Annotated in this window: 14 protein-coding genes; 10 read left to right on the plus strand and 4 right to left on the minus strand. The window is 45.5% G+C overall.

The window, feature by feature from the left end:
- The first annotated feature begins 77 nt into the window (after positions 1-77).
- Positions 78-803: a pseudouridine synthase gene (locus N5C46_RS19485; RefSeq protein WP_336275589.1), complete on the plus strand. Its 726-nt coding sequence runs from the start codon at positions 78-80 to the stop codon at positions 801-803.
- Positions 804-914: 111 nt separating this feature from the next.
- Here the strand turns inward: N5C46_RS19485 and N5C46_RS19490 are convergent, their stop codons facing one another.
- The gene (locus N5C46_RS19490; RefSeq protein ID WP_034765604.1) at positions 915-1,136 is read right to left on the minus strand and encodes a DeoR family transcriptional regulator; all 222 of its coding nucleotides are present in this window, start codon (positions 1,134-1,136) and stop codon (positions 915-917) included.
- A gap of 1,169 nt (positions 1,137-2,305) precedes the next feature.
- Between N5C46_RS19490 and pepV the strand changes: the two genes are divergently transcribed.
- From pepV to N5C46_RS19505, 3 genes are read left to right on the plus strand one after another with little or no spacing between them, the layout of a single operon-like run.
- Complete coding sequence (gene pepV, locus N5C46_RS19495; RefSeq protein ID WP_261749865.1) at positions 2,306-3,712, plus strand: dipeptidase PepV; 1,407 nt, start codon at positions 2,306-2,308, stop codon at positions 3,710-3,712.
- Between the two features lie 24 nt (positions 3,713-3,736).
- The gene (gene dat / locus N5C46_RS19500) at positions 3,737-4,585 is read left to right on the plus strand and encodes a D-amino-acid transaminase (protein WP_261749866.1); all 849 of its coding nucleotides are present in this window, start codon (positions 3,737-3,739) and stop codon (positions 4,583-4,585) included.
- Positions 4,586-4,605: 20 nt separating this feature from the next.
- Complete coding sequence (locus N5C46_RS19505; RefSeq protein ID WP_098439293.1) at positions 4,606-4,881, plus strand: hypothetical protein; 276 nt, start codon at positions 4,606-4,608, stop codon at positions 4,879-4,881.
- 49 nt (positions 4,882-4,930) lie between these two features.
- On the opposite strand, the gene cysK is transcribed toward N5C46_RS19505, so the two are convergent.
- Positions 4,931-5,860, minus strand: a complete 930-nt coding sequence (gene cysK, locus N5C46_RS19510) for a cysteine synthase A (protein ID WP_261749867.1) — start codon at positions 5,858-5,860, stop codon at positions 4,931-4,933.
- Positions 5,861-6,025: 165 nt separating this feature from the next.
- On the opposite strand from cysK, the gene thpR reads away from it, so the two are divergent.
- The 4 genes from thpR to N5C46_RS19530 all read left to right on the plus strand — a co-directional run bounded on the left by thpR (position 6,026) and on the right by N5C46_RS19530 (position 10,889).
- A complete protein-coding gene (gene thpR / locus N5C46_RS19515) occupies positions 6,026-6,577 on the plus strand; it encodes an RNA 2',3'-cyclic phosphodiesterase (protein ID WP_261749868.1) in 552 nt (183 codons plus the stop codon).
- 23 nt (positions 6,578-6,600) lie between these two features.
- Positions 6,601-7,545: a nuclease-related domain-containing protein gene (locus N5C46_RS19520; RefSeq protein WP_261749869.1), complete on the plus strand. Its 945-nt coding sequence runs from the start codon at positions 6,601-6,603 to the stop codon at positions 7,543-7,545.
- A gap of 240 nt (positions 7,546-7,785) precedes the next feature.
- Positions 7,786-9,924, plus strand: coding sequence for a type I pullulanase (gene pulA, locus N5C46_RS19525; protein WP_261749870.1), 2,139 nt, complete (start codon positions 7,786-7,788; stop codon positions 9,922-9,924).
- A gap of 191 nt (positions 9,925-10,115) precedes the next feature.
- Positions 10,116-10,889 carry a phosphotransferase family protein gene (locus N5C46_RS19530; RefSeq protein ID WP_034765627.1) on the plus strand — a complete coding sequence of 258 codons (774 nt, stop codon included), beginning with the start codon at positions 10,116-10,118 and terminating at the stop codon, positions 10,887-10,889.
- Position 10,890: 1 nt separating this feature from the next.
- On the opposite strand, the gene N5C46_RS19535 is transcribed toward N5C46_RS19530, so the two are convergent.
- Positions 10,891-11,169 carry a YtzH-like family protein gene (locus tag N5C46_RS19535; RefSeq protein WP_034765629.1) on the minus strand — a complete coding sequence of 93 codons (279 nt, stop codon included), beginning with the start codon at positions 11,167-11,169 and terminating at the stop codon, positions 10,891-10,893.
- Positions 11,170-11,402: 233 nt separating this feature from the next.
- Between N5C46_RS19535 and trmB the strand changes: the two genes are divergently transcribed.
- The gene (gene trmB, locus N5C46_RS19540) at positions 11,403-12,050 is read left to right on the plus strand and encodes a tRNA (guanosine(46)-N7)-methyltransferase TrmB (RefSeq protein WP_261749871.1); all 648 of its coding nucleotides are present in this window, start codon (positions 11,403-11,405) and stop codon (positions 12,048-12,050) included.
- A 115-nt stretch (positions 12,051-12,165) separates the two neighbouring features.
- Entirely contained in the window at positions 12,166-13,008 is an 843-nt protein-coding gene (locus tag N5C46_RS19545) for a YtnP family quorum-quenching lactonase (RefSeq protein ID WP_261749872.1), read from the plus strand.
- A gap of 42 nt (positions 13,009-13,050) precedes the next feature.
- Here the strand turns inward: N5C46_RS19545 and N5C46_RS19550 are convergent, their stop codons facing one another.
- Positions 13,051-13,365 carry a PepSY domain-containing protein gene (locus N5C46_RS19550; protein WP_261749873.1) on the minus strand — a complete coding sequence of 105 codons (315 nt, stop codon included), beginning with the start codon at positions 13,363-13,365 and terminating at the stop codon, positions 13,051-13,053.
- Positions 13,366-13,394: the final 29 nt, after the last annotated feature.

Genomic DNA, 13,394 nt, shown 5'->3' on the forward strand with positions numbered 1-13,394 from the left:
CCTCTGTGAAGAATAATAGAAGGAAGGGCGCATGCCCGTTGAAGTACGACCTTAAAAGGAATAATGAATGGAGTGTGATTGACTTGAGAATAGATAAAATGCTTGCGAATATGGGCTACGGCAGCCGGAAGGAAGTAAAGAAATTATTGAAGGATGGCGGCCTGCAGGTGAATGGGGAAGTCATCAAGGATGGAAAGGTCCATATTGATACAGAAAAGGATACCGTCATGCTGTACGGTGAACAGGTCGAATATAAGGAATACATCTACCTGCTGATGAATAAGCCGCCGGGAGTCATTTCCGCCACTGAAGACGGACAGGATGAAACAGTGATTGATTTACTTCAGCTGGAAGATCAAATCTTCAATCCGTTTCCAGTGGGAAGACTGGATAAGGATACGGAAGGCTTCCTTCTGATCACGAACGACGGTCAATTATCCCACCAGCTTCTTTCGCCAAAGCGCCATGTGCCGAAGACGTATTTTGCCGTGATCGACGGAGAAGTGACCGAAGCCGATGTGGAAGCGTTCAAAAATGGTGTCACGTTGGACGATGGATATGAAACGAAGCCGGGGGATTTAACGATCTTAAAATCGGGTCTGACTTCGGATATCGAATTGACGATTACGGAAGGGAAATTCCATCAGGTGAAAAGGATGTTTGAAAGTGTCGGGAAGCGCGTAGTTTATCTGAAGCGTTTGACCATGGGACCCCTTGAGCTTGATGAAGACCTGGAGCTTGGTGAGTACCGTGAACTGACGGAAGAGGAAGTAACGCTCCTGAAAGAATATAAACCCCAATAAAAAAACGGGGCAGCACCCTTCGCTAAAGGTGCTGTCCCGTTTTTTTGTTATTTCAGTCATTTAGTCCGATATTTGTTCTGGTACGTTCAGTCTGTAGCCGTCAATGTTTGTTTATGACGTCAGCTTCACTTTTTTCTCTGTTGTTGTCCACTGTCCACGGCTTGGGCTTTGGACGAGGTCGTTATAGGCTAACACGTTGAGATCTCTTTGTATGGTTCGAGGAGTAATGCCAAATTCGTCTACAAGATCTTGAGTTGTTACAGTACCCTTCTGTTTGATGTACATGTATACAGCTTTGATTCTAGTGAGCATACGATTGGTTGAAGGTTTCAAAAAACCACTCCCTCATCATTTTTCCAAAAAGGCCAAGACTACATGCGTCATGTGTGCACCTCACGTGCTACCATATGTACTATGCGCTTTAGACAACCCCTTTTCTACAAATAGAGTTTACTCATAAGATGTCAGACAATTACATTGTACCCCTAATCCGACAAAATTTCTAGAATATTGTCCAAATTTACAAACAATTTACCTAGTAACTTGTTGGGTGTATTCCTAGAATATGAAGAAAATGCTAAAAATATGTATTTATCTCTATAAAGCTCTTTTCGTGTAGAGTATTGCTACCTCACAGTTGATAGGAAGTAGTTGATTTGCTCTAGAGGAGGTTTGTAGGAATAAAACGTAGACCGTTCCTTTTCGCTGCAGGCACTTGCTTTCCGGCGGGGAGGAAGTTGAGCCTCCTCGGGCTTTGCCCTGTGGGGTCTCAACCTTTCCTCTATTTCCCGCAGGAGTCAAGTGCCTTCCGCTACAATCCACTCTGTGCTTCTATAATCTGACTGCCTAATGACGGAAAGACAAAAAATTCATAGATATGTTAATGGTTTATTTCAACAACAAATTATTTATATATCACCGGATTAACCTTATTATGATAGCTTAATAATCATTACCACTTAAGATTTGGTTTATGAGTATTTAAGGCTCTTTTCTTAGGCTTTGATTTGCTATGTCATTCAAAATCTGCCTGAGGGGAAGCGATAGTTGATAAAGCTAAATGGTTCATCTGAATGAAGGAAAAGATTATTAGTGTCATTAGCTATTTTGTTCAATGCAGTTGAGAATGTTTTAGTTGAAAGGATGAGAGATTTAATCTATAAGGAGAAACACTTACACTTGGAATGTTGATTGGAGCGGAAGGTGCTCGACTCCTGCGGGAATTGCGGGAAAGTTGAGACCCCGCAAGGCAAAGCCTGAGGAGGCTCAACTCACGCCCCGCGGAAAGCGAGCACCTGTAGCGGAAATCAACCACAACTCGCTACATAAAAAAGCAACAATGATTACAAAAATAGCTTTGTTTAAAGATAATCGATATAAATCTTTGAGAAAATGAGCTTTTTCATAAGTAAGGATTTTTCTTCATTCGCCTCGTTTGGATTTCCCCGTCAAACAGTATAAAATGGGAGGGGAAGACAATACATATAAAGCAGGTGGAGTGTATGAGTATCAATTGGACGAATGAAGTGGAGAAACGGAAAGATGATTTGCTTAAGGACTTGCAGAAATTCCTTCAGATCAAAAGTGTGCTGGATGAAGAGGATGCAACAGAAGAGGCTCCTCTTGGAAAAGGTGTGAAGGAAGCTCTGTCTTACCTGTTGACTCTGGGTGAAAAAGACGGATTCACTCCTAAAAACGTTGATCACCTTGCCGGGCATTTGGAATTCGGTGAAGGGAAGGATCTTCTCGGCATTCTTTGTCACGTGGATGTGGTTCCTGAAGGGGACGGATGGAGCGTCGATCCTTATGGCGGTGAAATCAAAGACGGGAAGATTTTTGCCCGTGGAGCGATCGATGACAAGGGACCGACCATGGCCGCTTATTATGCCATGAAAATCGTTAAGGATCTGGATCCAACCTTCAATAAGAGGATCCGCATGATCATCGGTACGGATGAAGAAAGCGATTGGAGATGCGTAGAGCATTATTTCAAAAACGAGGAAATGCCGACGATGGGATTTGCTCCAGATGCAGATTTTCCGATCATCCATGCTGAAAAAGGGATCGCGGATTATGATCTGGTCCAGGTGAAGCCCGGGCAGGTGGCTGATTCAGGGATCAAAGTCCTTTCCTTTGAATCCGGACGCCGGTACAATATGGTACCTGATTATGCAAAGGCCATCCTGGTTGTTGATGAGGATCATACGAAATGGGTACAGAACTTTGAAATCTTCACAAAGGATGAAGGGGTCAAAGGAAGCTACTATATCGAAAATGGAGAGCTCGTGTTCCAGGTGGAAGGCGTGTCTTCACACGGCATGGAGCCGGACAATGGAAAAAATGCCGGTCTTTATTTAGCCGCGTTCTTATCAAAGCTGCCACTTTCCTCTCAGGGAAAACAGTTCTTTGAATTCACGACTAAGCATTTCTTCAAAGATTCAAGGGGGATCCAGCTTGGTGTCAGCTACACGGACGACATTACGGGGGATCTGACCATCAACGTCGGGAAGCTCCGCTACTCGGAAGCTGAAGGCGGACGATTAGGGTTGAACATGCGCTATCCGGTGACCTTTGATATGGATAAAGGGAAGAGCATCATCGAGAACATTGAGGGGTATTCCATCGAGAATTTCACAGACAGCAAGCCTCATCATGTTTCCAAGGATGATGAACTCGTACGGACACTGAAAAAAGTATATGAAGATCAAACGGGCGAAAGAGGCGAGTTATTGAGTATCGGTGGAGGCACATATGCGAGAAGCCTGGAAGCCGGTGTAGCCTTTGGAGCATTATTCCCGGGCCGTGAAGATATTGCCCATCAAAAGGATGAATACATGTATATCGAGGATCTCCTTAAAGCGACGGCCATTTACGCCCAGGCGATTTATGAATTAGCGTGTGAATCATAAGAGAGAGAAGGGGGAGAGGGTAGGATGAACACAGTATTTGTAAACGGGGAACTGATCGATCGTGACAAGGCGAAGGTCGATATCGAGGACCGTGGTTATCAATTCGGGGACGGCATCTATGAAGTGATCCGGGTGTACGACGGAAACACATTCACCATGAAGGAGCATATGGAAAGGCTGTATCAAAGCGCTGAAAAAATGAAGCTTTCCATCCCGTATGGCGAAGAGGATTTCACATCTAAGCTCCTTCATTTGATTAACGTCAATGGCGTCAAGGACGGAATCGTCTATTTACAGGTGACACGTGGTGTATCAGCACGTCAGCATCATTTTCCTTCAGGAGATGTAGTGGGAAGTGTCGTTGCGTATACGAAGGACTTCCCTGTTCCGGCTCACCAGATGGAGCAGGGCGTAACGGCCAAGCTCGTGGAAGATATCAGATGGCTGCGTTGTGACATAAAGAGCCTTAATCTCCTTGGTAACCTTCTGGCAAAACAGGAGGCGGCGTCAGAAGGGCACTTCGAAGCAATTCTGCATCGCGGTGACACGGTAACCGAAGGCTCCTCTTCCAATGCCTTTATGGTGAAAGACGGGATCATCTATACGCATCCCGTGACAAACCTGATCCTGAATGGAATCACAAGAAGAGTCATTGAAGATCTATGCAGAAAAAATGGGATCTCTTTTCAAGAAGAAACGTTTTCCGTTTCTGAATTGATGACAGCAGATGAAGTATTCATTGCCAGTACCACTTCAGAAGTGATGCCTGTGGTCAAGATCGATGGACAGGAAATCGGAGAAGGAACACCAGGTGCTGTCACGAAAAGGCTTCAGTCGCTGTTCAATGAAAGAAAAGGGAAGGAAGCCCGTTAAACCAGTTTTGGAGGCAATACATGTTGATTTGTTCACAACCATTTATGAAGACCGAACGAAGAATAGAAGACAACCAGCAATTCACCGTAGAGACGGAGGAGCATCTGTATTTGTACAGTGACCGGATTGTCACGCCTACGAAAAGCTTCACCATCAGTGATGTGATGGATGTGACAAGTAAGCCCCTGTCCGCTTATTATACGTTTTTGTATCTTCACACGATCGAAGGGGTCTGGACGTTCGTCGTCAAATCTTCTCCCGAACAATTCATCTCACATTATCATCGCGTTAAATGAACATAAGAAAGAGGCTGCCACGTATTTGGGGCAGCCTCTTGTCGTTTTATTAAAATCTGAATAAGTCACTTGATAGATAGCGTTCTCCCGTATCGCAGGCGATGCACACCACGACATCTTCAGGTGATAATTTTTTCGCCACTTCGATCGCAGCGTAACAGGCGGCTCCTGATGATGGTCCGACTAGGATCCCTTCTTCGCTTGCCATTCGGCGGGCGATGTCATAGGCCTGTTCGTCTTCGATTTTATGAATTTCATCATATACATCCGTATTCAGGATGTCGGGAACGAAGCCTGGACTTGTACCGACCAATTTATGCCTGCCTGGTTTCCCTCCGGATAGGACCGGTGATCCCGCCGGCTCCACTACATGGACAGCGAGCTCGGGATAATGTTCCTTGAGCACCTCGCCTGTTCCGGTGATCGTTCCCCCTGTACCCGCCGTAGCGACGAATGCCGACAGGGGCTTGCCGATTTCCTTCATGGCTTCGACGATCTCAAGGGCCGTTGTTTTCCGGTGGGCCTCGGGATTTGCATCGTTTTCAAACTGCATGGGCATGAAGCTGTTAGGGATCTGCTCTGTCAGTTCTTTGGCTTTTTCGATGGCACCGGGCATTTTGTCATCCCCTGGTGTCAATACCACTTCAGCTCCATAGGCCTTCAGGAGGTTGATCCGTTCTTGAGTCATCGTATCCGGCATGACAAGGATCGCACGATAGCCCCGTGCCGCTGCATTCATGGCAAGGCCGATCCCCGTGTTTCCACTCGTAGGCTCGATGATGGTTGAACCTTCTTTCAAGAAGCCTTCTTTTTCCGCTTCCACGATCATTTGATAAGCGGCTCTGTCCTTGACGCTTTTACTCGGATTGTAGAATTCCAATTTTACATATACATCCGCACCGTCAGCAGGGTTTAACCTATTTAATTTTACAAGGGGGGTGTCCCCGATCAATTCTGCGATATTTTGTACAACTTTCATGTTCATCTTCCTTTCAGAAAACTTTCTTCTTCTATCGTACTAATTCAGATAAATGTTATCAAATAAATTAGCTTTGTATTTCATTTTTATTGCATTTCCTTCTAGTCATTCTCTCTCATGACACATTTTGCTAAAATGAAAGTAATAACTGAAAGGACGGGTGATATGTTGAAAGCTCACTATTTCTTTGCACTTTCCCTGCCTGAGGAAACGAAGCGGTATTTGAATGATTGCATGGAGCCGATGAGGCTTGAGGGCTCGTTTAAGAAATGGGTCCACCCGGAGGATTATCACCTGACTCTGGCCTTTTTGGGGAGTGCGGCTGAACTCGTGCCGGTCATGGATAAAGTGGGGAGGCTGAGGCATCCTTCTTTTCCGTTGACCTTGAGCGGATTTGGCACGTTCGGGAAGAGTGATTCCCCGAGGATCCTGTGGATGGGGGTCGAGCCTTCCGACATGCTTCACCGTCTCAAGGACCTTGTGTTTGGTGCATGTGAAGAAGCGGGCTTTCAATTGGATCAGAGACCATTTTCACCGCATATCACAGTGGGGCGGAAATGGAATGAGGAAGCTCCCTTTACCCAAGAGTGGCTGAATGGATACAAGCCTCCTGAACGCCATACGTTTACAGCAACAGAAGTGGTATTATATCAAACCCACATGGACCGGCTGCCTAAGTATGAAGCCATCCACACCATCCCTTTACAGGCAAATTGACCGACACGAAAGGACCGATTCCTATGGCACAGCTGATTAAACTTCAAGATTACGTTTCACGATACGAAACGGATTTATATAGATATCCTTCCCAATTTGTCCGATTAAAAAAGCAGCAATGGGAAAAAATGAAACAACATTGGGAGAATGGAGATCTGCCAAAGCCATCACCACCAGTCCAGGAATGGGCTGACGAAGAGAAGAACTCCATGAAAGACAAGCTCTTTTCCCTTTTTAAGAAGAAAGAGGATGAAGAAGAAGTAACGATTCCGGAGTCGAGTGATGAAGACCTTCAATTGGACATGGATGCAGGTCAGGATATTCACTCGGAAGAAGAATTGAAAGCTTCCTTCTTGAACCTTGTATTTGATTTTCAGCTGAGATGGGCGAGTTCTACGATCACGGAGAAATCCTATGTGGATAACAGCTACCATTATGACGAACGATTACGGTATCTTCTTCAACGCTTCCCGGATAATATTTTTGTCATGTACAACCCCGTCCTGAAAATTAAAAATGCACCCGTCGAACTGGAAACGGTCCTGATCACCCCTACAGGCATATGGTGTTTGACCTTTCTCGAGTTTGAAGAGGGAACAGCCTATATCGGTTCAGGGGAGCGGTTCTGGGTAAAAAAATGGGGGGATAGGGAAGAAAAGGTGTTAAATCCCCTTATCGGCTTGAAAAGGATGGAGAGAATCGTCCATCAGATCACCCGTTATGCCGGGGTGGAACTGCCCATTTACCAAGCCGTCATAAGCAGGAATGGGTACATAGATTATCCTCAATCCCCAGTCGGGATTCAGTTTTTGGATAAACGGATCCACCATGAATGGTTCCAGCAGCAGCGTTCAAGCTCTTCACCGATCAAGAGTGTCCAATTGAAAGCGGCTCAGGCCATTATGGAGTATTGTCAAACGACTTCCTTCAAGAGGCTGCAGTGGGAAGAAGCGGCGTCAAAGGAGTAGCCGTCGGTTTTGAGAAGACGGGTACAGGGTATATTCTTTCAAATAGAGTTGATTGACTACTTCATTAAAAACAGGCATATACCTTAATAAAAGATGAAAGATAGAGATGGGAAATGAAACCGTGAACAGCGGAGCAAATAGAAATGCAGTGAATACTATAAGGTAGCGGTCATTCTAACGAATACAGTTCTTATAGATGGCAGAGAGTCGGAAAATGTTAAACAAAAGTGGGTGGCAGAAGTGTTAGTCATTAGCAGGCATTATGACGCGTTTTTAGATACTTTCAATGTAATTACCATGATCCTTCCATACGATTATCATGAAGGAAATTCCAATCACTTCACCCTGGTCAAGGATGATGAAAAGATCGCTCTTCACATTGAAGAGAAGATCCCCCTGAATGATGCGATGAAATATGTGACGACCATTCAGAGTGAAAAGATCATCTTAGGCGACACGTATGAAATCGTCGACGAGCATGGGACAAAGACGGACCTTCAGATCGGGGCGGTCATACGGACCGAAGAATTTGATCAAAGGTACTATTACGATGGAAATGACCTCGGTGTTACGTATCAGGATGGATGCACCGTATTCAAGGTATGGGCCCCTACAGCGACAGAGGTCCGGTTGAAGCTCAATTCCCCGGATGATGAAGAAATCCAATACCCGTATACGAGAATGGAAAACGGTGTATGGGAATGCCGGGTAGATCACGATATAGAAGGATATTTGTATTCGATCCTCCCGTGCATCAATCTCGTTTGGGATGAGCTGATCGATCCTTATGTGAAAGCGGTCTCATTGAATAGCGAGTGGGGCTGTGTCATCAATCCCGGGGAAAAGGTTGCTCCCCTCGCCCCATTAGCCTCACCGACGGATAGCGTGATTTACGAATTGAATATCAGGGATTTCTCTGCCCAGAAAGAGAGTGGAATGAAGTTTCGGGGGAAGTACAGCGCCTTTACGGAAAAAGGAACGAAGACACCGAAAGGATTCTCGAGCGGGATCGAATACTTGAAGGAGCTCGGCATCACACATGTGGAGCTGCTTCCCGTAAACGACTTCGACGGTGTGACGGATAACCCTTCTGATACCACCTATAATTGGGGATACAATCCTTTATTTTTCAATGCACCTGAAGGGAGTTACAGCTTAAAGCCTGAAGATCCGTATGAGCGGATCAGGGAATTAAAAGCTGTGGTTCAAAGCCTTCACGATGAGAATATCAGGGTCATTCAGGACGTGGTCTACAACCACGTGTTCATCCGTGAACATTCCTCTTTTGAAAAACTCGTGCCCGGCTATTTTTTCCGACATGATGAAAATGGCTTACCGTCAAACGGGACGGGGGTAGGGAATGACTTTGCCTCAGAACGTCTCATGGCCAGGAAGTTCATTGTCGATTCGATTCTTTATTGGATAAAAGAATACGGTGTCGACGGTTTCCGTTTTGATTTGATGGGAATCCTGGACGTCAAGACGATGACCGTGATCCGTGAAGAAGTGGATAAAGTGTTGCCGGGGGCGATTCTAATAGGAGAAGGGTGGGATCTGAATACGCCACTCCCTCCCCACCAAAAAGCCAATCTTCGGAATGCCCATCATCTTCAGGGAATCGGACAATTCAATGATTGGTTCAGGGATACCATTAAAGGAAGCACGTTTAATTTATATGACAAAGGCTTTGCCCTCGGTCACGGACATCTCGAACAGAAGGTGGAGCTGGTCCTCACCGGCAGCATCGGAATGAAGAGCGGGGAACGGGGACTCTTTAAAGAACCCGCTCAATCCGTCAACTATGTAGAGTCCCATGATAACCATACCTTGTGGGATAAAATGAAGGCATGCATGAATGAAGAGGAAGAAACTCTTAAGGCCAGGCACAAATTAGCGACCACGATGGTGCTCTTGTCTCAAGGGATCCCGTTTCTCCATGCGGGGCAGGAATTCTTCAGAACAAAAAAGGGAATCGAGAACAGCTATAACTCACCCGTAGAAATCAATCAGCTGGACTGGGTCAGAAGAGAAGAGTACGACGAAGTGGTCCGGTATGTGAAAGCCCTCATCCAGATACGGAAAAGTCACGGGGCCTTCCGTTTTCAACAAAGTGATTTGATCCGGGAGCATGTGAAAGTGTCCCACAGCAAGGCGAATCTCGTGGATGTCACCTATCAGAATGTCCATCCATATGGTCCATGGGATGAGATCCTCATGGTCTTTCACTCGGATACAAAACCCTGCGAATATTCCCTCGCTGAAGGAAAACAATGGGTCTGTTTATCGGATGGCAATCAGGCAAGCGTAAGCGGCCTGTATGATGTGAAGGAGACTTCCATCACCCTCCGGCCGGTGTCTTCCTATGTATTTGTAAGGTGACCATTCATTCCAGTGCTTGACGAAAACGCAAGATGACGATAAAATCGTAAACAGATGGCTATTGATTTGTATTGCCCAATAGCTGTCTTTTTTATTTTATTAGACCTTTTAATAAGGCACCAACATGATAAAAAAGACCCTATAAACGTGAACATATAAACATGACAAAGGACCAATAGAAGGTGAATATATTGGAACACTTATTTGACCAAGATTGGGAAATAGTCCCCGCAGGCGGTGCGACGGGAGAAGCGTTCTTTGCTCAGTATCAGGAGCAGAGGTTATTTCTGAAGCGTAATTCTTCCCCTTTTGTGGCTGTTTTGTCAGCAGAAGGAATCGTGCCCAAGCTTGTTTGGACAAAACGAATGGAAAACGGGGACGTCATCACGGCACAACACTGGTTAAATGGGAGAGAGTTGAAGCCTGAAGAGATGAAGGACGAACGGGTGGCGAGGCTGCTGAACAAGATCCACTCCTCGAAGCCTCTTTCAACCATGCTCGAGCGGCTTGGGAAAGAACCGTTTCAACCGGAGCATATGCTGACGGAAGTGGAGACAGGGCTCGAGTTCGATCTTCTTTCATTGCCTGTCATCAGAGAAGCGCTTTCATTTCTTCAAAAGGAGCTTATGGAAGTACAACAGGATGAATATGTGGTCTGTCACGGAGATGTCAACCATAACAACTGGCTGCTGTCTGATTACAACCAGTTGTATTTAATTGACTGGGACGGAGCGATGATTGCAGATCCGGCTTTTGATGTAGGCTTGCTGTTATACTGGTATATCCCTGAGGATCAGTGGGAAAGCTGGCTTACCCAGTATGGTGCCGAGCTTACGGATAACTTGAAGCTGCGCATGAAATGGTATGTGGTGGCTCAGACGATCCTATCCATCCAATGGCATAAGGGGAAAGCCCGTTTCCACGAAATGAATCATTGGATTCAATATTTACACAAGGTGATATGAATCAGGAATAGCTGTTCATATCCGTGACCCATTGGGACAGGTTTTGCTTATTCGTCGTAATATGGTTCGTTAAGTCAGATGAGGAAATCCCGCTCTGACTGTATTGATAAATTTCCTGCAAAACGGGTTTGACGTTTTCGTGAATATCGGCATTGACCATCAATGACTTAACCAACCGTTCAACCTGCTCACATTCCGAAACCGAACCGCAGCAATCCGTCGAATGGTTGCTTAATATATCTGATAACAACTGCATTTGATTCTGTGAATTTAAAGGCATCGGGTACACCCTTTCATTTTTCGTATGGTGGAATGAAACACGTACATCCCAAGGGCCCTTCAAATGAACAGACCCAAAAAGGAATTCACTGTTAGTGTGTGAATTCCTTTTTCAATTATGCGCCCTTTTTTGAGGGACGGACCTCCACCGGGCGCTCCATTCCATTTTTGGCTCTTGCATAGGACGGGGAGTCATGGTATGGTTTTTTCGATAATAAAAAATGAGGTGTCTACATGCGTTTACGTCATAAACCATGGGCTTCTGAGAAAATCAGTGATCATCCACAGTATGTTGTGGCAGAACCCCAGGAGAAAAAAGGTCAATGGAACAAAGAGTTTGGTAATGATAACCCGATCCATATCGAGGTAGGGACAGGAAAAGGTCAATTCGTCACGGAAATGGCAAGGGCCAATCCGGACGTTAATTATATTGGAATCGAGTTATATGAAAGTGTCATCGTGACGGCTCTTGATCGTCTGATCGAAGCGGAACTTCCGAACGTTAAGCTGTTGAATGTCGATGCGAGGAATCTCACGGAATACTTCGAAGCGGGAGAAGTGGATAGAGTGTATCTGAACTTCTCTGATCCATGGCCGAAGAATCGCCATGAAAAACGCCGCCTGACGTACAAGGACTTCTTATCCATGTATGAGCAAATCCTGATCAAGGGCGGGGAAATCCACTTCAAAACAGATAATCAAGGATTATTCGAGTACTCCTTAAAGAGTTTCTCATGGTACGGACTTCATCTGAATTTCTTAAGCCTCGACCTTCATAACAGTGAATTCGAAGGCAATATCATGACAGAATACGAAGAGAAATTCTCAGCCAAAGGGCAAAGGATCTACCGTGTCGAAGCCCAGTTTCAACATCAAGCATAAGAGAGAGGCCGCCCTGTGAAGTCGCAGGGCGGTTTTTTGATTGGCGAGGCATTCGCCTACAAGTTGTCCATCTATTCTGATAAAATGAAGGGGTATGAACAAAGGAGGAATCAGGATGGAAACGTTGAAGGTTGGAGATCTGACGATACACTGGTTAAACGGCGGCGTGACGCACATGGATGGGGGAGCCATGTTTGGAGTGGTTCCAAAGCCGCTGTGGTCCAAGAAGTATGAAGTCAATGAATACAATCAGATTGAATTGCGAACCGACCCGCTATTCTTCCAGTGGGAAGGGAAAAATGTATTGATCGAATCGGGTATCGGCAAAGGGAAACTGAATGAAAAACAAAAGCGTAATTACGGTGTGCATGAGGAATCGGATATTGAAGCATCCCTTTCATCCCTTGGCCTTACGCCAAACGATATTGATGTGGTCTTGATGACGCACATGCACTTTGACCATGCTTGCGGATTGACGAAGTTCGAGGGAGAGGAACTGGTTCCTGTCTTCCCGAATGCCGTCATCTACACCTCTCAGGTGGAATGGGATGAGATGAGGAATCCCAACGTGCGCTCCCGCAATACATACTGGAAGGAAAATTGGGAAAGCATTCAGTCACAAGTGGAAACGTTCAAAGGCGAGATAGAGGTCCTTCCAGGGATCAAGATGGTTCACACCGGAGGTCACAGTGACGGCCATTCGATCATCCTCATAGAGCATGGCAAAGAGACATTCATTCATATGGCAGATATCATGCCGACCCACGCACACAAGAATCCATTATGGGTACTAGCTTATGATGACTATCCGATGACGTCCATCGGGGCAAAAGAAAAATGGATAGGGAAAGCGATTGAAGAAGAATTCTGGTTCCTTTTCTATCATGATGCGGTATACAGAGGCATCAAGTGGAATAAGGACGGGGAAATCATGGATAAGGTAATGAGAGAAAAATAAGAAAAGGATGATCCCGGAGATAATCGGGATCATCCCATTTTTTTACACTAAAGGGTATACATCCACAACGGTACCGGTATAAGCGTCAGCTACGAACTCATACTGCTCAAGCTCACCGTTTTTCCGTCTTGATATGCCGCCTTTATACACTTTGGTGCTGACGGAGTGCTTCTGATAGTCTTCAGGCTTCATCCCGATCCATGAACCATCGATGCCGCCTTCTTTTTTGAAAGAAAGTTTGACGTCTTTTAATACTTTTTCAGCAGAAATAAGGCGGGAATCATCAAGCTTTTCTTTAAGCAGATAACCGCCCGCTGCTCCGATCCCGATTCCAAATACAAAAGATTTCCAGTTCATCCTTTATTCCCTCCACAGGCTAATTTCAC

The sequence above is a fragment of the Rossellomorea vietnamensis genome, from assembly GCF_025398035.1.
In the GTDB taxonomy this organism is placed as follows: domain Bacteria; phylum Bacillota; class Bacilli; order Bacillales; family Bacillaceae_B; genus Rossellomorea; species Rossellomorea vietnamensis_B.

What these genes read in the sequence shown, in the direction of transcription:
- pepV (WP_261749865.1), top strand. Translation starts at nt 2,306, where the DNA reads ATGAGTATCAATTGGACGAATGAAGTGGAGAAACGGAAAGATGATTTG.
- dat (WP_261749866.1), top strand. Translation starts at nt 3,737, where the DNA reads ATGAACACAGTATTTGTAAACGGGGAACTGATCGATCGTGACAAGGCG.
- N5C46_RS19505 (WP_098439293.1), top strand. Translation starts at nt 4,606, where the DNA reads ATGTTGATTTGTTCACAACCATTTATGAAGACCGAACGAAGAATAGAA.
- cysK (WP_261749867.1), bottom strand. Translation starts at nt 5,860, where the DNA reads ATGAAAGTTGTACAAAATATCGCAGAATTGATCGGGGACACCCCCCTT.
- thpR (WP_261749868.1), top strand. Translation starts at nt 6,026, where the DNA reads ATGTTGAAAGCTCACTATTTCTTTGCACTTTCCCTGCCTGAGGAAACG.
- N5C46_RS19520 (WP_261749869.1), top strand. Translation starts at nt 6,601, where the DNA reads ATGGCACAGCTGATTAAACTTCAAGATTACGTTTCACGATACGAAACG.
- N5C46_RS19535 (WP_034765629.1), bottom strand. Translation starts at nt 11,169, where the DNA reads ATGCCTTTAAATTCACAGAATCAAATGCAGTTGTTATCAGATATATTA.
- trmB (WP_261749871.1), top strand. Translation starts at nt 11,403, where the DNA reads ATGCGTTTACGTCATAAACCATGGGCTTCTGAGAAAATCAGTGATCAT.
- N5C46_RS19545 (WP_261749872.1), top strand. Translation starts at nt 12,166, where the DNA reads ATGGAAACGTTGAAGGTTGGAGATCTGACGATACACTGGTTAAACGGC.
- N5C46_RS19550 (WP_261749873.1), bottom strand. Translation starts at nt 13,365, where the DNA reads ATGAACTGGAAATCTTTTGTATTTGGAATCGGGATCGGAGCAGCGGGC.